Raw genomic sequence first — 22,983 nt, forward strand, 5'->3', positions numbered from 1 at the left:
ACACAGGGGATTAGCCTGCATCCGCCGCTTTTTGTTGTGTCTAAGCTATATGCTTCTGCGTTCGAACATTCTCTTCCTCGCATAGAAAAACGATTTCCGCGTTGGAAACCGTTTAATCTTGCTTTCGACTACATGCTGTCGAATGTTTTCGTATTCTAGTATGGCGGCAGAGGGGATCGAACCCCCGACCTTACGGGTATGAACCGTACGCTCTAGCCAGCTGAGCTACGCCGCCGTGATTGTTTCTAGTCAACCGATTATTTCGCTTCGCTAGAACAACAATTCTCATCATACATGCGATGACCGCACATGTCAACCCATTAGAGGAAAAAGAAAAACAGTTCACAATAAGTCGAAACATTTTGTTAACTCCGCGTCATGAACAGACAATTTCCTGACAATTGTCTATGTATACTCAGAGCATAGTAGACATAGGGGGAATGGGAAATGAAACTGATAGACAATGTAGCGCGTCCTGTTGGCCAGCCGATTCGTATGTATTTCGAGATGCTTAGAAAGCAGAAGGCGAACATCCTCATCGCAACACTCTTTTTACTCGGTTCCTTTTATTTAGCACAGGCCGTATTATTCGATGCAGCAGTGCCATTTTTCTTACCTGTGTGGGCGTTAGCAAGAGCACGCTTTAGAAAGCAGCTATTGTGGGTTTTTATTGGGGGAATGATTGGAAGTACATTTCTTGGTGTAGGACAAGCGATTATTCATCTTTTACAACTGGCATTATTTAATGCTGTGATTCGATTTCCGTTTACGCGAAAATCGTTACCTCTCACGGTTGCGGTATGTATCGTCATCGTTCAAGTGTCATGGCAATTGGTCATGCATATGGGACAGCCGCCGCTAGTTGTTCAATTGTCTATTGGTTTTGAAGCGATTCTTGCTTTGTTCATGACCTTTTTTCTATTTTTGGCATTTCCGCCAGCAGATCGGATTTACTTTGGTAAATGGACACCTGAACGACTAGGGGCTGCTTGTATTGTCGGGGCTATGGTCACGACGGGGATGAGTGGCATAATGCTAGGGCAAGTATCAGTTGCGGGTATGCTAATCCATCTAACAATCTTATTGGCAGCATTAACGGGGGGATTGCCATTTTCGACGACCGTTGCGATGCTGATTGCTGTCATTATCGGGATAGCGGAGTTGTCGTTTACGGGGATGATGGCGGTTTACGGGATGACAGGCTTTTTTGCAGGTGTCCTGCGAAGATATGGGAAAATGGGCATTGCGGTGGGAGGAGCCGCTGTTTCGGCATTTTTTCTTATGTATGATGCGACATTACCGCTGGATACCTCACATTTTTACACGTTAGGGGTTGCCACGCTCATTTTTCTCTTAATACCTAAGAAGAAAGTGGAGCCGATTCGCAGTGTGTTTTTTCCGGAGAGCCCAGAGGTTTCTGAAAAACGCCAAAAATGGTTAACAGAACGTCTTGATGAACAGCTCTCTGATTTTCAACAGTTCTCGGAATTCATGTCGACGCTTGTCAGCGGGCAATTCGCCTCTAGAGGGGACTTTGAGGCGCCGGTGGCACAAGAGGTACCGACAGTTTGTCAGTCCTGTTTTCGTTATGCAAAATGCTGGGAAAGTCAGGATGATGGTATGGCGGGTCTACTTCAAGAATGGGAAGGCACTTATTCTATGACAAAGAAAGCAGCCCGTCACCGAGTGGAGGAGAAAATCAAATACAAATGTCTCCGATTCACGGGGCTTATTACGGAAATGGAAGAACAGTCGGCTAATCGTCTATTGATGGGCCAGCTTCAGCATGGTCGCAAAATGCTTGCACTTCAATTGCGAGACATGAGCACACATCTCGATAAAATGATGACGGATATTAAAGAGGATTTATCGATTTATAAGCCTGTTGAGGAGGAGCTGGCGAGACGACTTCAGGAAAAGGATATTGAGTATTTTCAAATAGATGTTTTATCGGGAGATCGAGGGGGGCAACGGATTGTTTGTTGTATTCCTGAGAAAAGGTCAGACTTTGAAACGGATACGACTGTCGCCGAGCGGCTCATTATGCCGGTGTTAGAGGAGATGTACAACGAACCTTTTCAAGTTGCGAAATCAGTTGTGTTACAGGAACCATTTCCTCATATTCAATTGACTTTCAGTTCAGCAGTTCGCTTCACGCTCGATTATGGCATTGTTGCGACGGCGGGGGGAGAATCGTTTCATGCAGGGGATGCCTATGAAGTGTTCCCGATACACGATGGCTTGACGGCGGTTTTATTGTCTGATGGAATGGGGCAGGATATACAGGCATATCGTGAAAGCCGGAAAGTGATTCGACTGATGCGCGAGTGTTTAAATCGTAAAATGGACCCTGAGACGGCGATGCATACACTCCATTACATGATGTCTTTAAACGGTCTTGATGATATGTACGCCACGCTCGATTTGGCGTTAATTGATTTGCAGGATGGTCGTTTGTGGTCTTGGAAAGCAGGTTCTATGAGTACGTATATTAAAAGAGGAGAAGATTTCTTAAGATTGGATAGCAAGTCTGTCCCTGTAGGATTTTTGCCATCGTTTTCTGTAGAAGCAAAAAATGAGGAGTTAAAGTCAGGAGATATCATCGTTATGATGACGGATGGCATGTTTAACGGTGAGATTCCGCTAGAGACGCAGGAGAAAGCGCTCTATAGTACGCTTGAAAAGTACGGGGCAATGGATTGCAGTAAAATTGCGGATCGTGTGATGAGTGAGGTAGAGCGTCGATTCCGTGCAGTATCAGATGATCGAACGGTACTGGTTATGAAAGTCGAGCATGTCCTTCCTGAATGGTCGAGTTTCAAGCCTTATCCTTCGATTAATTCCCGGGAAATAATGAGTAGCTAAAATCCGACACTTTGCTTGTAGTGAGGGGCGTTCAAGGGTAAAATTTAGGCATTAGATGCATTTAAAAAGGGGGAAGTCATGGTGAGTGAGCGATTTGAGCAAACGATTTTTCACTTTCTTGAAGAAGAGTCGCTTGTGTCGCCCGGAGACCGTGTGCTTGTCGCCTGTTCTGGTGGCGTGGACTCGGTGGCGTTGCTACATTTCATGGCTTCACACCAAGATAGATTAGGGATTGAGGTTGCTGCCATTCATATCGACCATATGTTGCGGGGGGAAGAGTCTGCGGCAGATGGTACTTTTGTGGAACGGTTATGTGGCGTATATGGCATTTCGTTTTTCGGAGAGCAGGTTCCAGTACCAATGATGGTTGAAAGAGACGGTGGCAATGTTCAAGCCGTCTGTCGCGAGGGGCGATATGGGGTATTCGCAGAGATAATGCAGAACAAAGGTTACAACATATTGGCAACGGCCCATCATGCAGAAGACCAGCTCGAAACGGTTTTGATGCAAGTAACGAAGGGAAAGCAACCGTTTGGTATGCCGGTGAAACGAGAAGTGGGCGGCGGGTTACTCGTTCGTCCATTCCTTTCTGTTGTGAAGGAAGAGCTGTATGCATATTTAGCGGAAAATGACTTACGCTTTCGTGAGGATCCAAGCAATGCGAGTAATGCGTATACACGCAACCGTTTTCGTCATCATATCGTCCCCTTCATGTTGAAGGAAAACCCTGGAGCAGCTCGAAATGTAGGGAAAATGGCGGGCTGGTTGCGGGATGATGAGGATTTGTTGGAAACGTTGGCTAGGGAACAGTTTGAGCGAATAACGACCTTCACGGAGGAGGGGTTTCCTTTTGTTGATGGTGTTGTTTTTTCCAACATGCACCATGCTTTACAAAGACGTATGATTACACTACTATTGAAGTATCTATACGATGGGGAAAGTGTACCCGTAGAATATAACTCCGCGCTTATTAGCCAGCTGTTGCATCATCTTTCTTCGCATAATGGAAATGTGTCAATCGACCTTCCACGTGGATACCGATTTATTCGAGAATATGACAAGTTAACATTTGTGCGGGATGTACAAAAGAAGACAGTAGTGAGACGGAAACAATTGCCGAAAGGTAGTTGGATCTGTTGGGAGAATGCATATGCACTTCATTGGACTGAAGTGGGTAAGGCGACGGCTGAATTGTTCGCAGAAGCAGATGATATTATGTATGTAGATCTTCCTGACGATGCATTTCCTTTGTATATAAAGCAAAGGGAGGTTGGAGATCGGATTCTACTGCCAGGGATGACACATCCAAAACGATTGTCGAGGTTATTTATCGATGAAAAAGTGGGTGTGACGGAACGAGACAGGTTGCCAATTCTAGTGACGGCGCAAGATGAAATTTGTGCGGTTCTAGGATTGCGCTATGGTGTAGCGTTTTCGAGAAATCAGACAGGGCGGAGTAAGTACATAGTTGGTATAAAACGTACTCATTTGATTTAGGAAAGAGGAGGAATTTTGATGTTAGAAAAAGATATTGAAGAGGTCTTGATTTCAGAAGATCAGATTCAGGAGAAAATTAATGAATTGGGTGCAATCTTGACGGAAGAATACCAAGATAAGTTTCCACTTGCTATCGGTGTTCTTAAAGGGGCGTTGCCTTTCATGAGCGATCTTATTAAGCGCGTAGATGCATACATTGAACTCGATTTTATGGACGTTTCAAGCTATGGGAACGCAACGGTTTCATCGGGTGAAGTGAAAATTGTGAAGGACTTGAACACAAGTGTCGAAGGGCGCGATGTACTGATTATTGAAGATATTATCGATAGTGGGAAAACGTTGAGTTATCTCGTTGAATTGATGAAATATCGAAAAGCAAAGTCTGTGAAAATTGTTACATTACTGGATAAGCCAACAGGACGTAAAGTGGACTTGAAAGCAGATTATGCTGGGTTTATTGTGCCAGATGCATTCGTAGTCGGTTACGGACTTGATTATGCAGAGAAATATAGAAATTTACCTTATATTGGTGTGTTGAAAAAGGAAATCTATTCTTTTTAAGTAAGCCATTTTCTTTGTAGGTTTAATTAAACCTATGGTAAGATTTACACTAGTTTTCTGTTTGAATGACATGAGGAGGCTTGGGATGAATCGAATACTTCGATACTTTCTATTATATGGATTGATATTTCTTGCGATAATGGGGATATTCAGTTCGCTAAATAATACAAATCCAAAAATGAAAGAAATTACGTACGGTGAATTTATCACGGCGATGGAAGATGGAAAGATTAAGGAAATGCAAGTGCAGCCTGTCCAACTTGTCTATCAAGTAAAAGGTGCGCTGAAGGGGAGCAAAGATGGTGAAACGTTTGTAACGAACGTTTTCCAAAACGATGAAGCTTTAATGGCTGATATTCGTAAAGTTGCTGCTGAAGCAGATATTAAAATTCTAGAGGCACCTGGAACGAGTGCATGGGTGTCCTTCTTTACAGGCTTAGTGCCTTTCATCATCATCTTTATCCTCTTCTTCTTCTTGTTGAATCAGGCGCAAGGTGGCGGCGGTGGCCGTGTGATGAACTTTGGTAAGAGTAAGGCGAAGCTTCACACAGACGATAAGAAAAAAGTTCGTTTTACAGATGTTGCAGGAGCAGACGAAGAAAAGGCTGAGCTTGTGGAAGTTGTTGAATTCCTCAAGGATTCACGTAAATTTGCGGAAGTCGGCGCACGTATTCCGAAAGGGATTCTTCTAGTAGGTCCTCCGGGTACAGGGAAAACGTTGCTGGCACGTGCAGTTGCAGGTGAAGCAGGCGTACCGTTCTTCTCTATCTCGGGTTCTGATTTCGTAGAAATGTTCGTAGGGGTTGGAGCATCTCGTGTGCGTGACCTGTTCGAAAATGCGAAAAAGAATGCACCATGTATTATCTTCATCGATGAAATCGACGCGGTTGGTCGCCAACGTGGCGCTGGTCTCGGTGGAGGACATGATGAACGTGAACAAACACTGAATCAACTCCTTGTTGAAATGGATGGTTTTGGTGAGAACGAAGGTATTATCATTGTGGCGGCGACGAACCGTCCAGATATCCTTGACCCTGCACTTCTTCGTCCAGGACGTTTTGACCGTCAAATTACGGTTGGTCGTCCGGATGTTAAAGGAAGGGAAGCGGTTCTTCAAGTGCATGCACGTAACAAGCCACTTGACGAATCGGTTAACTTGAAAGCTCTTGCACAGCGTACACCAGGATTCTCGGGAGCAGATCTTGAGAACTTGCTGAACGAGGCGGCGCTTGTCGCAGCAAGACGTGGCAAAGCGAAAATTGATATGGCGGATATTGATGAGGCGACGGACCGCGTTATTGCAGGGCCAGCTAAAACAAGTCGTGTCATTTCGAAAAAAGAACGTAATATTGTGGCTTTCCATGAAGCAGGACACGTTGTTGTTGGACTGATGTTGGATGACGCTGAAATTGTTCATAAGGTAACCATTGTTCCACGCGGACAGGCGGGCGGTTATGCGGTCATGCTCCCAAAAGAGGATCGTTACTTTATGACGAAGCCAGAATTACTTGATAAAATTGCAGGTTTACTTGGCGGGCGTGTTGCGGAAGAGGTAGTGCTTGGTGAAGTTTCAACAGGTGCACATAATGACTTCCAGCGTGCAACAGGAATCGCGCGTTCAATGGTAACGGAATACGGGATGAGCGATAAGCTCGGTCCGATGCAGTTTGGTCAGGCGCAAGGCGGAAACGTCTTCCTTGGCAGAGACTTCAATTCTGAGCAAAATTATTCTGAGTCAATCGCGTATGAGATTGACCAAGAAATGCAAAGTATTATTAAAGAACAATATGCGCGCACGAAACAAATCCTTACGGAAAAACGAGACTTGCTTGATTTGATCGCAACGACGCTTCTAGAAGTAGAAACACTCGATGCTGAGCAAATTAACCATTTGAAAGATCATGGTACATTGCCTGATCGTCCATATGATCGTAAAGGAAAAGAAGAGAACGCAGTTGTCCTTGAAAAAGCAGATGATGCGCATGTCTCTGATGCAGTAGGCGCACCGAAAGACCCGTCGATTGGCGACTTGCCGAAGAAATTCGACGAGGAGCAGTTACTGAAACCGATTGATGAAGATCACAGAGGTTGAATGACAAATGAAAGCTGACTGTTTCTTTTGAAGCAGTCAGCTTTTTTCTATCTACCGGATTATGGTATGATGTTTGGGAAAATGCCAAAGTTAGCGAGGGAACCATTATGATCTTAGTGTTGGATACGGGAAATACGAATATTGTCCTTGGTGTCTATGAACAAGGAGAACTGAAACATCATTGGCGTATGGAAACATATAGACAGAAGACGGAAGATGAGTATGCAATGCAAGTGAAATCCTTATTTTCGCATGTAGGTCTTACATTTGGGGATGTGACGGGTATTATTATTTCCTCCGTTGTCCCAACCGTTATGTTTCCGCTGGAGCAGATGTGTCGAAAGTATTTTAATCAGAAACCGTTAGTTGTTGGTCCGGGTGTGAAAACAGGTTTAAACATTAAGTATGAAAATCCGCGTGAAGTCGGTGCGGATCGGATTGTCAATGCGGTTGCGGCAACACATGATTATGGTGACCCGCTGATTATTGTCGATTTTGGTACGGCAACAACGTATTGTTATGTCAATGAAAAAGGCGAGTATATGGGTGGGGCGATTGCGCCTGGTATCGGTATTTCGATGGAAGCGTTATTTGATCGCGCGTCGAAACTGCCGCGTGTGGAGTTGTCGCGTCCAGAAAGTGTTGTTGGAAAAAATACAGTAGCTGCCATGCAGGCGGGTATTATTTTTGGTTATGTAGGACAAGTAGAAGGAATTGTTGCGCGCATGAAGGCGCAAAGTAAGGTAGAGCCAACTGTTATTGCAACAGGAGGACTTGCAGATTTAATCGCGAGTGAAACGTCCAGTATAGATGTTGTCGACAACTTCTTAACGTTGAAGGGGCTTCATCTAATTTATGAACGAAATATGTAAAGGGAGTCGAGGAAGAACATGAAGGATTATTTAGTAAAAGCGCTTGCATACGACGGAACAATCCGTGCGTATGCAGCTCGTACAACAGAAACAATAGCTGAGGTGCAACGTCGCCATGCGATGTGGCCGACAGCGACAGCGGCACTTGGTCGTTCGATGACTTCGGCAGTGATGATGGGTGCAATGGAAAAAGGCGAAGAAAAATTGACGATTAAAATCGAAGGTGGCGGCCCGATCGGTTCAATGATTATCGACGCTAACTCGCGTGGTGAAGTCCGTGGTTACGTAACGAATCCGCAAACGCATTTCGATTTGAATGATCAAGGGAAATTGGATGTCAGACGTGCAGTTGGTACGGCAGGTATGCTGACGGTGGTGAAGGATTTAGGTTTGAAGGATTTCTTTACGGGTCAAGTGCCTATCGTTTCAGGTGAAATTGCAGAAGACTTTACGGAATACTTTGTTGTGTCGGAACAGGTTCCTTCCGCTGTAGGTCTTGGCGTTCTTGTGAACCCAGATAATACAGCGAAGGCAGCTGGTGGGTTTATCATCCAAGTCATGCCGGGTGCAACGGACGAGACGATTAGCCAATTGGAAGAGCGTATTGCGAATGTAGAGCCGATTTCAAAACTAATTGACCGTGGCCTAACGCCAGAAGAAATTCTTGGTGAAGTGCTTGGTGCAGAAAATGTTGAGATTTTGGAGCAAAAGGCTGTTGCATTTACATGTAATTGTTCAAAAGAACGCTTTGGCAATGCGATTATTGGGCTGGGTGAAAAGGAAATTCGCGACATGATTGAAGAAGAGGGGCAGGCGGAAGCGCATTGTCATTTCTGTCTGGAAACATATGTGTATCCGAAAGCGGAACTGGAAGGGTTCATCGATGAAATACGGTCGGGCTCCTGAGTCAGCACCAACACCAACGCAGAAGCGTCGATTGAAAACAAAACCACTCGTTGCACTTGTAGGCATTCTGTTCATCTGTAATGTTTTGTGGTTTATTGGATGGCTTATTCCTGATGAAGTTGAGAAGGAAGCGGATGAAGAAGTTGCGTCGGTAGCTGGTGAGTCCATTACGAAGGAAGAGTGGATGGCGGCCATGGAGAAGGAGATTGGTCGTGAAACGCTCCTTGAACTTGTCAACGAAAAGGTCATGAAAGCTGCGGCGAAGCAATATGGCATTGAGGTGTCTGACAAGGAGATTGACCTCGAACTCGCTCTAATTCGCTCTGTGGATGGTCATTCTTATTCGGGCTTGGATGTGGATAAAGCGCGTCAAAAGATCCATGCGAATCTGATATTGGATAAGGTGTTAACGAAGGATGTTGTTGTGAAAGAGGGCGCTATCAAAGACTTTTATGATGATAATGCTTCGTTGTATAACATTTTGCCTGCTCATCGAACAGCTGTGATTGTTGTCCCGTCGAAGAAGGATGCGAACCAGGTGCTAGATGAGTTGTCGAAAGGATCCAGCTTTGACGTTCTCGCGAAGGAGCGGTCGACGGATCTAGCATCTGCCAGTCTTGGCGGCGATATTGGCTATATCAATGAGTCGACAGAGTTAGTCGATGAGGCGATTGTTAAAGCTGCTTTAAAGACGAAAAAAGGAAAGAACAGTGATGTGATTGTGTTAAGTGATAAGACCTTTGCAGTTGTGCATGTTAGTGAAGTGGTCAAGGGGCAATCATTCAAGTTTAACGAAGTGAAAGAGCATATACAGCGTGAACTGGCTTTAGAGCAGCTTCCGCAATCTGTGAGCCCGGAGGCATTTTGGAAAGAGTTCGATGCAAAGTGGTTTTACGGTAAATGAAAGTGGGCTGTCTGGAAATCGATGTGAGTCGAATCTGGGCAGCTTATTTTATCTTCATCCAGCAACTCTTTTTGTAACTGAAAGCGGAGCGTCAGCTACAGAAAACTCCCACCTCGATAGGTGGCGAGATGAATGTGGTTTTGTTTTTCTGGTCAACAGGTGTTCAAATGCCTGTTGAACGACAGAAGTACGCAGGTTAAGGTCTCCACGTCCTGTGAAAACGCCTGCATGACCAACATCCTGTTGGCCCAAGGCTCCGGCGGATGTCATAGATTTTTTTTTTTTTTGGCACGCTCGAAAAAAATCTGGAATCAATTATGCCGAGGCATAATTGATTTTGAAATGAAGTAATCGATTATTCTAATATTGACAACGCGTGTGTGGTGGTAGTATGATTAATTTAACAAAGCATATCAAAATAGTTGGGATTAGGAGAGGGTAATGATGACGTTAGTTGGAAACTCTGTTGCGGACTTGGTTGGGAAGACACCTCTTGTTAAATTGAATCGATTGACTGGTCCGGAAGATGCGGAAGTTTATTTGAAACTAGAATACTTTAATCCGGGATCTAGTGTAAAAGATCGTATTGCGCTTGCGATGATTGAAGCAGCTGAGAAGTCTGGGGATTTAAAAGAAGGAAGCACAATTATTGAACCGACGAGCGGGAATACAGGGATTGGTCTTGCGATGATTGCGGCGGCCAAAGGGTATAAGGCTGTTCTTGTTATGCCAGATACGATGAGTACGGAGCGACGTAACTTATTGCGTGCGTATGGTGCGGATCTTGTGTTGACGCCAGGTGCTGAGGGGATGAAAGGCGCGATTGGTAAGGCGGAAGAATTGGCGAAAGAAAATGGCTGGTTTGTGCCACAGCAGTTCAATAACGAAGCGAACCCTGAAGTTCACCGTTTGACGACAGGTCCGGAAATTGCGGATGCACTTGATCGTGTAGATGCGTTTGTATCAGGTATTGGAACGGGTGGTACAATTACGGGAGCGGGAAGTGTGTTAAAAGAACGTTTCCCAGATGTGAAAATTATTGCAGTTGAACCAACTGACTCACCTGTCCTTTCGGGTGGAAAGCCAGGACCTCATAAAATTCAGGGGATTGGCGCAGGGTTTGTCCCTCAAGTTCTCAATACAGCGATTTATGATGAAATTGCACTCGTGACGAATGACGAGGCGTATGAGACAGCAAGACGCGCAGCGCGTGAAGAGGGAATTCTCGGTGGCGTTTCATCGGGCGCGGCGATTTTTGCAGCATTACAGGCGGCAAAGACACTTGGTAAAGGAAAGAAAGTTGTTGCGATTTTACCATCAAATGGTGAACGCTACTTGAGTACACCACTTTATCAATTTGACGAAGAATAATTGAAATGAAGAGGGAGCGATGATGCTCCTTCTTTTTTATTGTCTAGGGTCCAGCGCCTAGGGATTCGGAGGCTTACAGGATGTGAGTTGCACAGTTGTTGCCGCAGGACGCGGCGAACTTAGACTGTGTTCTTTGGTAGCCAATCCTGCTGTGTGGCAAAGGGCGCCACTTCGCAGGTTCGTCTTATGCCTGTCGTCCCTCCTGAGGCGCTTGCGCTTTTCTTAGTGGCGTAAAATGCCTTTTGCGAGGTAAGATGAAGATACAAATGAGTAGCAGGGGGAAATCAAGATGCAAGGACAAAAACCAGTCTATACAACTTCAGCAATGACGAAAGAACAATTTTTCTATGCGTATAAAGAATTGGCGCATAAGCATGAGCGTCATTTACTTCTTGAAAGTGGACGTGGTGGCACGCTATGCGTGGCGGGAATTAATCCGCTTGTAACACTGCGCACGCTTGAGGGAGATAAATTACAGCTTGTATGGCGTGATGGTACGGAGGAAGTAAGAGAAGGAGAGCCATTAGAGCTATTGAATGAATTTGCACGTTCATACGAAATGGAGCGAATTCCAGAATTGCCGGATTTCCAAGGTGGAGTCGCAGGTTTTATTAGCTATGATTATGTACGTCGTTATGAACCGATTCCTGTTGATACGGTTGACGATCTTGAAACGCCGGATCTCTATTTTTATTTATTCGATCGTTGGGCGGTTTTGGATGTTCAAACGGAAACGGCGTATTTCATGGCGCTACCGAATCGTGAATTGGATCCGGTGGAGCTTGAGGGAGAGTGGCTGGGGGCAACTGAGGCAGGATTGAAGAAGCAAGTTTTTGTACCGGGAGAAGCAACGGATGTTTCTTCCGAATCGGATGATCTTGCTGTTTCTGTAACCGGACCGCAATTTGAACAGATGGTGCGTGATGTGCAAAGTTATATTGCGAGTGGGGATGTCGTTCAAGTGAACTTATCTGTACGACAATCCAAACCGCTAACAGCGCATCCATTAGATATGTACGAGGCGCTTCGTTCATTCAACCCTTCTCCTTATATGGCGTCAGTAGGTGCACCGGAATTTGCGGTGGTCTCGGGTTCTCCTGAATTGCTTTTGAAAAAGCGTGGCGATGAATTGAGTACGCGACCGATTGGTGGGACAAGACCTAGAGGAGCGAATGACAGTGAAGATGCAGCGCTGAAAGCAGAGCTATTGTCCAATGATAAAGAGACGGGCGAGCATATTATGCTTGTTGATTTAGAGAAAGAGGATTTTAAGCGTGTTTGTGCACCTGATACAGTGGAAACGAATGAGTTTATGGTTGTAGAGAAATATTCGCATGTGATGCATTTGGTTTCAAACGTTCGTGGTACAGCGGCAGAAGACCTGTCAAATGCGGATATCATCAAAGGGGTTTTCCCGGGCGGTTCGATTACTGGCTCGCCGAAGCTGCGAACAATGGAAATTATCGAGGAGCTTGAGCCGACACGTAGAGGTTTGTATACAGGTTCTATTGGCTGGTTGGGCTTTGATGGTGATATGGAGTTGAACATTGTCATTCGGACGGCCTATATTAAAGATGGTGTTGCGCATATTCAGGCGGGTGCTGGCTTAGTTGCTGATTCGGCACCAGAAGCGGAATACATCGAGTCACTTAATAAGGCGAAGGCACTTTGGCAAGCGAAGGCGATGGCAGAACAGTGAGAGTGGAGGGGTAAGCATGTGGTGTTGGATGAATGGGGAATTCAAGCGGGCGGAGGAGTTGCGGATTTCTCCGTTCGACCATGGCTTTCTCTATGGTGCTGGTTTTTTTGAAACGTTTCGGACGTACAGTGGCAAGGTGCTGTTATTTGAGGAACATATGGAGCGGTTGCACGCTGCGCTTGCAGAGTATCGAATTGCGATGCCGTACACGGATGAAGTCATTTTAGCGGCTGTGCATGCGCTTGACGAAAAAGCAGGGCGGGCGGATGGCTATTTTCGTCTGAATGTTTCGGCTGGTGTTCATGATATTGGGTTAGCACCGTCTGTATATGCGGAACCAAATGTGATTTTATTCAGAAAAGAGCTAGCGCCCGTTGTCCGTGGTGCGGAAAAGAAGGCGGTTTGGTTGGAAACTCCGCGTAATCAGCCGGAAAGCGCAGTGCGTCACAAATCGCATAACTTCTTGAACAATGTGCGTGGACGGTTGGAGTTGCCTTCGCTAAAGGATATGGAGGGGCTTTTTGTAACATATGAAGGCTTTGTGGCGGAAGGGGTTACGTCGAATGTTTTTTGGTCGAAGGACGGCGAACTTTTTACGCCGTCTATTGACGCGGGTATTTTGCCTGGGACGACGCGGGCTTTCATTATGGACTTGGCTAAGTCGATGGGGCTTGTTGTCCATGAAGGGCTTTATGACAAGTGGCATGTGGAACAGGCGGATGAGGTATTTGTAACGAATGCTGTGCAGGAACTTGTGCCATTATCGGCCATTGAAGGCGTATCACTTCCGGGAGCTTCCGGAGTTTATTATCAAAATCTACATGAACTATATAGACGGGCAATAGATGATATGGAAGAAGGCGACGAATGATGGAACTGACGCATGCGCGTGATGTGTATCGGTTTAAGGGAAGCGAAATGGATTTTAAGAAAGAAACGGTGATCATGGGCATTTTGAATGTCACACCCGATTCATTCTCGGATGGTGGTAAATTTGGTGCGATTGACGTGGCACTAAAGCATGCGGAAGAAATGCTGCGTAATGGAGCGAAGATTATTGACGTGGGCGGAGAATCAACGCGCCCTGGGCATGTACCGGTTTCACTGGAACAAGAGTTGGAGCGGACGGTGCCCGTGATTGAGGCGTTGACGAAAGAGTTGGGCTGTGTGGTGTCGATCGATACATACAAAGCGGGAGTTGCCGAAGAGGCGATTAAAGCGGGCGCGCAGATTATTAATGATATATGGGGAGCAAAGCGTGAACCAGCAATTGCGGACGTGGCGGCGAAATATGATGTGTCGATTATCTTGATGCATAATCGTGAGCAGGCGGTGTATGAAGGTCCGTTCATAGATGAAGTGATTGCGGATTTGGAAGAAAGTATTGGCATTGCGACAGCGGCGGGTGTAACACGCGAAAATATCTGGCTTGATCCGGGGATTGGCTTTGCGCGGGATACGATGCAAAATATTGTGACGATGCAAGGATTGCGACGAATTTCGGATATGGGATACCCAGTGTTGTTGGGAACCTCTCGGAAATCGTTAATTGGCAATGTGTTAGAGTTACCCGTTGAAGAGCGATTGGAAGGGACAGGTGCGACAGTTTGTTATGGCATCGAACACGGCTGTCATATGATGCGTGTTCATGATGTGAAAGAAATCGCACGTATGGCGAAAATGATGGATGTGTTAACGGGTAAAACCGTTTTTGAACAGTAGGAGGGTGTAATATGGATTATATTCATTTGAATGAAATGGCGTTTTACGGTTATCACGGTGCGTTGCCTGAGGAGACGAAATTGGGGCAACGCTTTCGTGTGTCTGTATCACTGGCGACGGACCTCGCAGAAGCTGGCACAACAGATGAGTTGGACAAGACGGTAAATTATGCGGAAGTCTACCAACTATGCCGAGCGATCGTTGAAGGGGAGCCTGTGAAATTAATTGAAACGGTGTCGGAAAGAATCGCGGCTGAAGTGCTAAAGGCGTTTGGGGCTAAAGTGAGTGGTGTTCGCGTTGTGTTGATAAAGCCGGATCCACCAATTCCGGGCCATTATACATCCGTGGCGGTTGATATTACGAGGGGGCGCTTCGTGTGACTGTTGCGTATTTATCAATCGGCTCGAATATCGGTGATAGACTCGATCATCTTGTGGAAGCGGTGCGTGCGCTCGATGTACGCGATGATGTGAGGGTGTTGGCCGTATCGTCAGTTTATGAAACGGCACCTGTTGGCTATACCGACCAGGCGGACTTTCTTAATATTGCGGTCGGTGTGGAAACGACATTGGATGCATACGAATTACTTGCGGCGTGTCAGGAAGTTGAACAGGCGCTTGGCAGGGTTCGGACGGTAAGATGGGGTCCCCGGACTGTCGACCTTGACATTTTATTGTATGATAACGACAATGTTGTAGCAGAGAACTTGATCGTACCACATATGCGTATGCATGAGCGGGCGTTTGTTCTCATTCCTCTTCTAGAGATTGCTCCGATGGTTGTCCATCCGAAGACAGGAAAATTGTATGCAAAGGAAATTGCTGCTCAAGATCGTGGTGTTATGCTTTGGAAGAAAGTTAACGGAGTCGAGCAATTTTTGCAGACGGCGGAATGAATCGGCCTTAGTTATATACATTGATGACAGTCAGGCGAAAGAGATTGAAATGGCTCTTTTCATTATAATAAGTAAGTAAAACGTGTTTGGACGTCGTAAATTGTGTACAATAGTTGCATGAAGTTAAAGCCTCCGGCGGATGTCATGGATTTTGAAGAGATTTAATTGAGCGAGCTCAATCCAAAATCCAGACGCAAATACGCCAAGGTGTATTTGATTGCAACGGAAATAATGAAGGAGTGAAAGACATGTCCCATTTGGACGAATTGAACGATCAGCTACTGGTGAGACGCCAGAAGATGGAGGATATACGAGAAAGTGGACTAGATCCATTCGGCTCGAGGTTTGAACGAACACATTTATCAAATGAAATTTTAGAACAATATGAAGAGCTTTCAAAAGAAGAGCTTGATGAAACACCGCATGAAGTAAAAATTGCGGGACGTATCATGACGAAGCGTGGCAAAGGGAAAGCTGGTTTTGCGCATTTACAAGACCTTGGTGGCCAAATTCAAATTTACGTAAGACAAGATGCAATTGGTGAAGAAGCGTATAAGCTTTTTACAAGTGCAGATCTTGGTGATATTGTTGGGGTTTCTGGCGTTGTCTTTAAAACAAAAGTAGGAGAACTTTCTATTAAAGCAACGGAGTTTACTTTCCTGACAAAAGCACTCCGCCCACTACCTGAGAAATTCCACGGGTTGAAGGATATTGAACAGCGCTATCGTCAGCGTTATTTGGATTTGATTGCAACAGAGGGAAGTAAAGAGACATTTATTCTTAGAAGTAAAATTATCCGTTCAATGCGCCGTTATTTAGATGATCAAGGATTCCTAGAAGTGGAAACGCCGATGCTACATGCAATTGCGGGCGGGGCCTCTGCGCGTCCATTCATCACGCATCATAATACACTCGACATGGAACTTTACATGCGTATCGCAATCGAACTTCACTTGAAGCGCCTTATTGTAGGTGGACTTGAGAAGGTTTATGAAATTGGCCGCGTCTTCCGTAATGAGGGAATGTCAACACGTCATAATCCGGAGTTTACGATGATTGAACTATATGAAGCGTACGCTGATTATAAAGATATCATGGCATTAACAGAAAACTTGGTTGCGCATATTGCCCAAGATGTACTAGGCACAACACAAGTACAGTACGGAGAAGACATCATTGAACTAGCACCAGGTTGGACACGTCTTCATATGGTCGATGCAATAAAAGAATATACAGGCGTTGATTTCTGGAAAGAGATGACGAAGGAAGAAGCGCATGCACTTGCTAAAGAGCATGGCGTGGAAGTAACAGCTATGATGGAAGTTGGGCATGTATTGAATGAGTTCTTTGAGCAGAAGGTTGAAGAGCAACTTGTGCAGCCGACATTCATTTACGGGCACCCAGTGGAAATCTCACCTCTTGCGAAGAAGAATCCGGAAGACGAGCGTTTCACAGATCGCTTTGAATTGTTCATTGTACGTCGCGAGCATGCAAATGCATTCACGGAGTTGAATGATCCAATCGATCAACGTCAACGTTTTGAAGCGCAACTTGTTGAGAAAGAACAAGGGAATGATGAAGCGCATGATATGGATGACGATTTCATAGAAGCACTTGAGTATGGACTGCCGCCTACTGGTGGACTCGGAATCGGTGTGGACCGTCTTGTTATGTTGTTAACAAACGCTCAATCGATTCGTGACATCTTGCTATTCCCACAGATGCGTCCGAGAGACTAAAGGAAGTAACCGCTATGCAAAGCCACTTAAAGTGCTTTGCATAGCGGTTTTTAGTTTAAGTAATGAAAGGTATGAAAAAAGTTTCGAAATAAGGTTGCATTCGTGGAGATCCGATGGTATATTAGAAAGCGTCGCACTTCCGATGTGAAGAAAACAACGAAAAAGAAATTGAAATTAGTTGTTGACTCATTCAAAAGGAAATGTTAAGATAGAAAACGTTGCGCTTCCGATATAAACAAAACAACGAAAAAAGAAATTGAAATTAGTTGTTGACATGAAGGACGTAACCTGATAAGATATAAAAGTTGCCTCTGAGATAAGCAGCGGCGATATGGACCTTGAAAACTGAACAGCAAAACGTCAATGAAATAAAGCGAAGGTGCTTCGGCACTAGAGCCAAACGTTTCCCAAAAGGAAACACAAACGAATCTTCGGATTCAAATTTGACATCTTAATTGATGCCAGCAAGAAATGAGCAATCATTTTCTTCTATTATGGAGAGTTTGATCCTGGCTCAGGACGAACGCTGGCGGCGTGCCTAATACATGCAAGTCGAGCGGACGGAAGGGAGCTTGCTCCCTGAAGTTAGCGGCGGACGGGTGAGTAACACGTGGGCAACCTGCCCTGCAGATGGGGATAACTCCGGGAAACCGGGGCTAATACCGAATAATCAGTTTGTCCGCATGGACAAACTCTGAAAGACGGTTTCGGCTGTCACTGCAGGATGGGCCCGCGGCGCATTAGCTAGTTGGTGGGGTAATGGCCTACCAAGGCGACGATGCGTAGCCGACCTGAGAGGGTGATCGGCCACACTGGGACTGAGACACGGCCCAGACTCCTACGGGAGGCAGCAGTAGGGAATCTTCCACAATGGACGAAAGTCTGATGGAGCAACGCCGCGTGAGTGAAGAAGGTTTTCGGATCGTAAAGCTCTGTTGTAAGGGAAGAACACGTACGAGAGTAACTGCTCGTACCTTGACGGTACCTTATTAGAAAGCCACGGCTAACTACGTGCCAGCAGCCGCGGTAATACGTAGGTGGCAAGCGTTGTCCGGAATTATTGGGCGTAAAGCGCGCGCAGGCGGTCCTTTAAGTCTGATGTGAAAGCCCACGGCTCAACCGTGGAGGGTCATTGGAAACTGGGGGACTTGAGTACAGAAGAGGAAAGCGGAATTCCACGTGTAGCGGTGAAATGCGTAGAGATGTGGAGGAACACCAGTGGCGAAGGCGGCTTTCTGGTCTGTAACTGACGCTGAGGCGCGAAAGCGTGGGGAGCAAACAGGATTAGATACCCTGGTAGTCCACGCCGTAAACGATGAGTGCTAAGTGTTAGGGGGTTTCCGCCCCTTAGTGCTGCAGCTAACGCATTAAGCACTCCGCCTGGGGAGTACGGCCGCAAGGCTGAAACTCAAAGGAATTGACGGGGACCCGCACAAGCGGTGGAGCATGTGGTTTAATTCGAAGCAACGCGAAGAACCTTACCAGGTCTTGACATCCCGCTGCCCGGTGTAGAGATATGCCTTTCCCTTCGGGGACAGCGGTGACAGGTGGTGCATGGTTGTCGTCAGCTCGTGTCGTGAGATGTTGGGTTAAGTCCCGCAACGAGCGCAACCCTTGATCTTAGTTGCCAGCATTCAGTTGGGCACTCTAAGGTGACTGCCGGTGACAAACCGGAGGAAGGTGGGGATGACGTCAAATCATCATGCCCCTTATGACCTGGGCTACACACGTGCTACAATGGATGATACAGAGGGTTGCCAACCCGCGAGGGGGAGCTAATCCCATAAAATCATTCCCAGTTCGGATTGGAGGCTGCAACTCGCCTCCATGAAGCCGGAATCGCTAGTAATCGTGGATCAGCATGCCACGGTGAATACGTTCCCGGGTCTTGTACACACCGCCCGTCACACCACGAGAGTTTGTAACACCCGAAGTCGGTGGGGTAACCCTTACGGGAGCCAGCCGCCGAAGGTGGGACAGATGATTGGGGTGAAGTCGTAACAAGGTAGCCGTATCGGAAGGTGCGGCTGGATCACCTCCTTTCTAAGGATTATTTCGGAAATAGACCTCTGGTCTATCCATTGACGTTTTGCGTTCAGTTTTGAAGGTTCATCTTTCTTTATAGATGATCTTTTTCAAAACTTGTTCATTGAAAACTGGATAAAACGACATTGAAAGTAACAAATCAAGAATCAACCGAGTCGATTACAATTGTAATTTACTTATGCAATACCTTTTTAAGAGCCCCTGTTTACATCGCTGTAAATAAGACTCACCAAATGGCTGTTGAAGCCGAAAGGTTAAGTTAGAAAGGGCGCACGGCGGATGCCTTGGCACTAGGAGCCTAAGAAGGACGGCACTAACACCGATATGCTCCGGGGAGCTGTAAGTAAGCTTTGATCCGGAGATTTCCGAATGGGGAAACCCACTGCCCATAATGGGGTAGTACGTTTACGTGAATACATAGCGTAAACGAGGCAGACCCGGAGAACTGAAACATCTAAGTATCCGGAGGAAGAGAAAGAAACATCGATTCCCTGAGTAGCGGCGAGCGAAACGGGAAGAGCCCAAACCAGGAAGCTTGCTTCCTGGGGTTGTAGGACACTCTACACGGAGTTACAAAGGAATGGATTAGGCGAAGCGACCTGGAAAGGTCCGCCGTAGCGGGTAAAAGCCCCGTAGTCGAAAGTCCATTCTCTCCAGAGTGTATCCTGAGTACGGCGGAACACGTGAAATTCCGTCGGAATCCGGGAGGACCATCTCCCAAGGCTAAATACTCCCTAGTGACCGATAGTGAACCAGTACCGTGAGGGAAAGGTGAAAAGCACCCCGGAAGGGGAGTGAAATAGATCCTGAAACCGTGTGCCTACAAGTTGTCAGAGCCCGTTAATGGGTGATGGCGTGCCTTTTGTAGAATGAACCGGCGAGTTACGATTCCATGCAAGGTTAAGCAGTGAATGCGGAGCCGCAGCGAAAGCGAGTCTGAATAGGGCGAATGAGTATGGGGTCGTAGACCCGAAACCAGGTGATCTACCCATGTCCAGGGTGAAGGTAAGGTAACACTTACTGGAGGCCCGAACCCACGTATGTTGAAAAATGCGGGGATGAGGTGTGGGTAGCGGTGAAATTCCAATCGAACCTGGAGATAGCTGGTTCTCTCCGAAATAGCTTTAGGGCTAGCCTCAAACGTTAAGAATCTCGGAGGTAGAGCACTGTTTGGACTAGGGGCCCATCCCGGGTTACCGAATTCAGACAAACTCCGAATGCCGATGATTTATGTTTGGGAGTCAGACTGCGGGTGATAAGATCCGTAGTCGAGAGGGAAACAGCCCAGACCACCAGTTAAGGTCCCCAAGTATTCGTTAAGTGGAAAAGGATGTGGCGTTGCCCAGACAACCAGGATGTTGGCTCAGAAGCAGCCATCATTTAAAGAGTGCGTAATAGCTCACTGGTCGAGTGGCGCTGCGCCGAAAATGTACCGGGGCTAAACGAATCACCGAAACTGTGGATTGACACCTTAGGTGTCAGTGGTAGGAGAGCGTTCCAAGGGCGTTGAAGCTAGACCGTAAGGACTGGTGGAGCGCTTGGAAGTGAGAATGCCGGTATGAGTAGCGAAAGAAGGGTGAGAATCCCTTCCACCGAATGCCCAAGGTTTCCTGAGGAAGGCTCGTCCGCTCAGGGTTAGTCGGGACCTAAGTCGAGGCCGAAAGGCGTAGACGATGGATAACAGGTTGATATTCCTGTACCACCTCCCCGCCGTTTGAGTAATGGGGGGACGCAGTAGGATAGGGTGAGCGCGCTGTTGGTTATGCGCGTCTAAGCAGTGAGGTGTGGAACGAGGCAAATCCCGTTCCTATAACATTGAGCTGTGATGGCGAGGAGAATTGTCTCCGGAGTCCCTGATTTCACACTGCCAAGAAAAGCCTCTAACGAGGCGGGAGGTGCCCGTACCGCAAACCGACACAGGTAGGCGAGGAGAGAATCCTAAGGTGATCGAGAGAACTCTCGTTAAGGAACTCGGCAAAATGACCCCGTAACTTCGGGAGAAGGGGTGCTCTGGTAGGGTGTTAAAGCCCGAGAGAGCCGCAGTGAATAGGCCCAGGCGACTGTTTAGCAAAAACACAGGTCTCTGCAAAACCGCAAGGTGAAGTATAGGGGCTGACGCCTGCCCGGTGCTGGAAGGTTAAGAGGAGAGGTCAGCGCAAGCGAAGCTTTGAATTGAAGCCCCAGTAAACGGCGGCCGTAACTATAACGGTCCTAAGGTAGCGAAATTCCTTGTCGGGTAAGTTCCGACCCGCACGAAAGGCGTAACGATCTGGGCACTGTCTCAACGAGAGACTCGGTGAAATTATAATACCTGTGAAGATGCAGGTTACCCGCGACAGGACGGAAAGACCCCGTGGAGCTTTACTGTAACCTGATATTGAATTCCGATGCATCCTGTACAGGATAGGTAGGAGCCTTAGAGCCCGGAGCGCCAGCTTCGGAGGAGGCGTTGGTGGGATACTACCCTGGATGTATTGGACTTCTAACCCATGCCCCTTATCGGGGCAGGAGACAGTGTCAGGCGGACAGTTTGACTGGGGCGGTCGCCTCCTAAAGAGTAACGGAGGCGCCCAAAGGTTCCCTCAGAATGGTTGGACATCATTCGTAGAGTGCAAAGGCATAAGGGAGCTTGACTGCGAGACCTACAAGTCGAGCAGGGTCGAAAGACGGGCTTAGTGATCCGGTGGTTCCGCATGGAAGGGCCATCGCTCAACGGATAAAAGCTACCCCGGGGATAACAGGCTTATCTCCCCCAAGAGTCCACATCGACGGGGAGGTTTGGCACCTCGATGTCGGCTCATCGCATCCTGGGGCTGTAGTCGGTCCCAAGGGTTGGGCTGTTCGCCCATTAAAGCGGTACGCGAGCTGGGTTCAGAACGTCGTGAGACAGTTCGGTCCCTATCCGTCGCGGGCGCAGGAAATTTGAGAGGAGCTGTCCTTAGTACGAGAGGACCGGGATGGACACACCGCTGGTGTACCAGTTGTCTTGCCAAAGGCATCGCTGGGTAGCTATGTGTGGACGGGATAAATGCTGAAAGCATCTAAGCATGAAGCCCCCCTCGAGATGAGATTTCCCATTACGCAAGTAAGTAAGATCCCTCAAAGAAGATGAGGTTGATAGGTCTGGGGTGGAAGCGCGGCGACGTGTGGAGCTGACGGATACTAATCGATCGAGGACTTAACCTTATTTAAAAAGTGCACGGTTGGCTCGATTTGTGCAACACAATGTTGGTTTTATTCAGTTTTGAGTGAATAAGTACTATTTATTTTTTGAAAAAGTACTTGCAAAACTCAATAGATTTGATATAATGAGTAATGTCTTTGAAAAAAGACTATACAGGTCTGGTGCCGATGGCGAAGAGGTCACACCCGTTCCCATCCCGAACACGGAAGTTAAGCTCTTCAGCGCCGATGGTAGTTGGGGGTTCCCCCCTGCAAGAGTAGGACGTCGCCGGGCCTGTACAATTCATTACATACAGACTTTAACTTACCCAGGAGGATTAGCTCAGCTGGGAGAGCACCTGCCTTACAAGCAGGGGGTCGGCGGTTCGAGCCCGTCATCCTCCACCATATTTTTAAAATGATTTATTTGCCGGTGTAGCTCAATTGGTAGAGCAACTGACTTGTAATCAGTAGGTTGAGGGTTCAAGTCCTTTCGCCGGCACCATGTTTGGAGCCATTAGCTCAGTTGGTAGAGCATCTGACTTTTAATCAGAGGGTCACAGGTTCGAATCCTGTATGGCTCACCATTTCTATGACTTGCCAGTCATAGGGTAGGGATTTGATTCCTACTAAATATTGCGGGTGTGGTGGA

The 22,983-nt window shown here is 46.9% G+C and carries 14 protein-coding genes, 5 tRNA genes and 3 rRNA genes (1 of these 22 running past the window's edge); 21 read left to right on the forward strand and 1 reads right to left on the reverse strand.

What is annotated here, in order from left to right; genetic code table 11:
* Window positions 1–161: 161 nt before the first annotated feature.
* A tRNA-Met gene (locus tag MKY34_RS04045) sits at window positions 162–235 on the reverse strand.
* Between the two features lie 212 nt (window positions 236–447).
* On the opposite strand from MKY34_RS04045, the gene MKY34_RS04050 reads away from it, so the two are divergent.
* From MKY34_RS04050 to MKY34_RS04150, 21 genes are all read left to right on the forward strand, one after another.
* A complete protein-coding gene (locus MKY34_RS04050; protein ID WP_342513961.1) occupies window positions 448–2,865 on the forward strand; it encodes a SpoIIE family protein phosphatase in 2,418 nt (805 codons plus the stop codon).
* Window positions 2,866–2,946: 81 nt separating this feature from the next.
* The gene (gene tilS, locus MKY34_RS04055) at window positions 2,947–4,362 is read left to right on the forward strand and encodes a tRNA lysidine(34) synthetase TilS (RefSeq protein ID WP_342513962.1); all 1,416 of its coding nucleotides are present in this window, start codon (window positions 2,947–2,949) and stop codon (window positions 4,360–4,362) included.
* Between the two features lie 18 nt (window positions 4,363–4,380).
* Window positions 4,381–4,923: a hypoxanthine phosphoribosyltransferase gene (gene hpt, locus MKY34_RS04060; protein ID WP_342513963.1), complete on the forward strand. Its 543-nt coding sequence runs from the start codon at window positions 4,381–4,383 to the stop codon at window positions 4,921–4,923.
* Between the two features lie 85 nt (window positions 4,924–5,008).
* Entirely contained in the window at window positions 5,009–7,015 is a 2,007-nt protein-coding gene (gene ftsH, locus MKY34_RS04065; RefSeq protein WP_342513964.1) for an ATP-dependent zinc metalloprotease FtsH, read from the forward strand.
* 107 nt (window positions 7,016–7,122) lie between these two features.
* Window positions 7,123–7,887: a type III pantothenate kinase gene (locus MKY34_RS04070; protein WP_342513965.1), complete on the forward strand. Its 765-nt coding sequence runs from the start codon at window positions 7,123–7,125 to the stop codon at window positions 7,885–7,887.
* Window positions 7,888–7,905: 18 nt separating this feature from the next.
* A complete protein-coding gene (gene hslO, locus MKY34_RS04075; protein WP_342513966.1) occupies window positions 7,906–8,793 on the forward strand; it encodes an Hsp33 family molecular chaperone HslO in 888 nt (295 codons plus the stop codon).
* Window positions 8,771–9,697: a peptidyl-prolyl cis-trans isomerase gene (locus tag MKY34_RS04080; RefSeq protein ID WP_342513967.1), complete on the forward strand. Its 927-nt coding sequence runs from the start codon at window positions 8,771–8,773 to the stop codon at window positions 9,695–9,697. The genes hslO and MKY34_RS04080 overlap by 23 nt, the downstream gene beginning before the upstream one ends.
* A gap of 444 nt (window positions 9,698–10,141) precedes the next feature.
* Window positions 10,142–11,068, forward strand: a complete 927-nt coding sequence (cysK, locus tag MKY34_RS04085) for a cysteine synthase A (protein WP_342513968.1) — start codon at window positions 10,142–10,144, stop codon at window positions 11,066–11,068.
* Window positions 11,069–11,357: 289 nt separating this feature from the next.
* Window positions 11,358–12,767 (forward strand): anthranilate synthase component I family protein, encoded by a 1,410-nt coding sequence (locus tag MKY34_RS04090; RefSeq protein ID WP_342513969.1) that lies wholly within the window; start codon window positions 11,358–11,360, stop codon window positions 12,765–12,767.
* 16 nt (window positions 12,768–12,783) lie between these two features.
* Entirely contained in the window at window positions 12,784–13,638 is an 855-nt protein-coding gene (pabC, locus tag MKY34_RS04095; protein WP_342513970.1) for an aminodeoxychorismate lyase, read from the forward strand.
* Window positions 13,638–14,489 (forward strand): dihydropteroate synthase, encoded by an 852-nt coding sequence (gene folP / locus MKY34_RS04100; RefSeq protein ID WP_342515186.1) that lies wholly within the window; start codon window positions 13,638–13,640, stop codon window positions 14,487–14,489. Before pabC ends, folP begins: the two co-directional genes overlap by 1 nt.
* 11 nt (window positions 14,490–14,500) lie before the next feature.
* Complete coding sequence (folB, locus tag MKY34_RS04105; RefSeq protein ID WP_342513971.1) at window positions 14,501–14,869, forward strand: dihydroneopterin aldolase; 369 nt, start codon at window positions 14,501–14,503, stop codon at window positions 14,867–14,869.
* The gene (gene folK, locus MKY34_RS04110; protein ID WP_342513972.1) at window positions 14,866–15,384 is read left to right on the forward strand and encodes a 2-amino-4-hydroxy-6-hydroxymethyldihydropteridine diphosphokinase; all 519 of its coding nucleotides are present in this window, start codon (window positions 14,866–14,868) and stop codon (window positions 15,382–15,384) included. Before folB ends, folK begins: the two co-directional genes overlap by 4 nt.
* A 248-nt stretch (window positions 15,385–15,632) precedes the next feature.
* Complete coding sequence (gene lysS, locus MKY34_RS04115; RefSeq protein WP_342513973.1) at window positions 15,633–17,123, forward strand: lysine--tRNA ligase; 1,491 nt, start codon at window positions 15,633–15,635, stop codon at window positions 17,121–17,123.
* A 491-nt stretch (window positions 17,124–17,614) separates the two neighbouring features.
* Window positions 17,615–19,166 (forward strand): 16S ribosomal RNA (locus MKY34_RS04120).
* Between the two features lie 255 nt (window positions 19,167–19,421).
* Window positions 19,422–22,355 (forward strand): 23S ribosomal RNA (locus MKY34_RS04125).
* Window positions 22,356–22,510: 155 nt separating this feature from the next.
* A 5S ribosomal RNA gene (gene rrf, locus MKY34_RS04130) occupies window positions 22,511–22,626 on the forward strand.
* Together the 16S, 23S and 5S rRNA genes with 4 tRNA genes alongside form the textbook arrangement of a ribosomal RNA operon.
* 37 nt (window positions 22,627–22,663) lie before the next feature.
* Window positions 22,664–22,739 (forward strand) — tRNA-Val (locus MKY34_RS04135).
* A gap of 21 nt (window positions 22,740–22,760) precedes the next feature.
* Window positions 22,761–22,836 (forward strand) — tRNA-Thr (locus MKY34_RS04140).
* 6 nt (window positions 22,837–22,842) lie between these two features.
* Window positions 22,843–22,918, forward strand: a tRNA-Lys gene (locus tag MKY34_RS04145).
* Between the two features lie 51 nt (window positions 22,919–22,969).
* Window positions 22,970–22,983, forward strand: a tRNA-Leu gene (locus MKY34_RS04150) (it continues 68 nt past the right edge of the window).

This window comes from Sporosarcina sp. FSL K6-1522, from assembly GCF_038622445.1.
Lineage (GTDB): Bacteria > Bacillota > Bacilli > Bacillales_A > Planococcaceae > Sporosarcina.

Bases quoted from the DNA above. Each gene is read 5' to 3' on its own strand.
- MKY34_RS04050 (WP_342513961.1), top strand. From the start codon at position 448: ATGAAACTGATAGACAATGTAGCGCGTCCTGTTGGCCAGCCGATTCGT.
- hpt (WP_342513963.1), top strand. From the start codon at position 4,381: ATGTTAGAAAAAGATATTGAAGAGGTCTTGATTTCAGAAGATCAGATT.
- ftsH (WP_342513964.1), top strand. From the start codon at position 5,009: ATGAATCGAATACTTCGATACTTTCTATTATATGGATTGATATTTCTT.
- MKY34_RS04070 (WP_342513965.1), top strand. From the start codon at position 7,123: ATGATCTTAGTGTTGGATACGGGAAATACGAATATTGTCCTTGGTGTC.
- hslO (WP_342513966.1), top strand. From the start codon at position 7,906: ATGAAGGATTATTTAGTAAAAGCGCTTGCATACGACGGAACAATCCGT.
- MKY34_RS04080 (WP_342513967.1), top strand. From the start codon at position 8,771: ATGAAATACGGTCGGGCTCCTGAGTCAGCACCAACACCAACGCAGAAG.
- cysK (WP_342513968.1), top strand. From the start codon at position 10,142: ATGACGTTAGTTGGAAACTCTGTTGCGGACTTGGTTGGGAAGACACCT.
- MKY34_RS04090 (WP_342513969.1), top strand. From the start codon at position 11,358: ATGCAAGGACAAAAACCAGTCTATACAACTTCAGCAATGACGAAAGAA.
- pabC (WP_342513970.1), top strand. From the start codon at position 12,784: ATGTGGTGTTGGATGAATGGGGAATTCAAGCGGGCGGAGGAGTTGCGG.
- folP (WP_342515186.1), top strand. From the start codon at position 13,638: ATGGAACTGACGCATGCGCGTGATGTGTATCGGTTTAAGGGAAGCGAA.
- folB (WP_342513971.1), top strand. From the start codon at position 14,501: ATGGATTATATTCATTTGAATGAAATGGCGTTTTACGGTTATCACGGT.
- lysS (WP_342513973.1), top strand. From the start codon at position 15,633: ATGTCCCATTTGGACGAATTGAACGATCAGCTACTGGTGAGACGCCAG.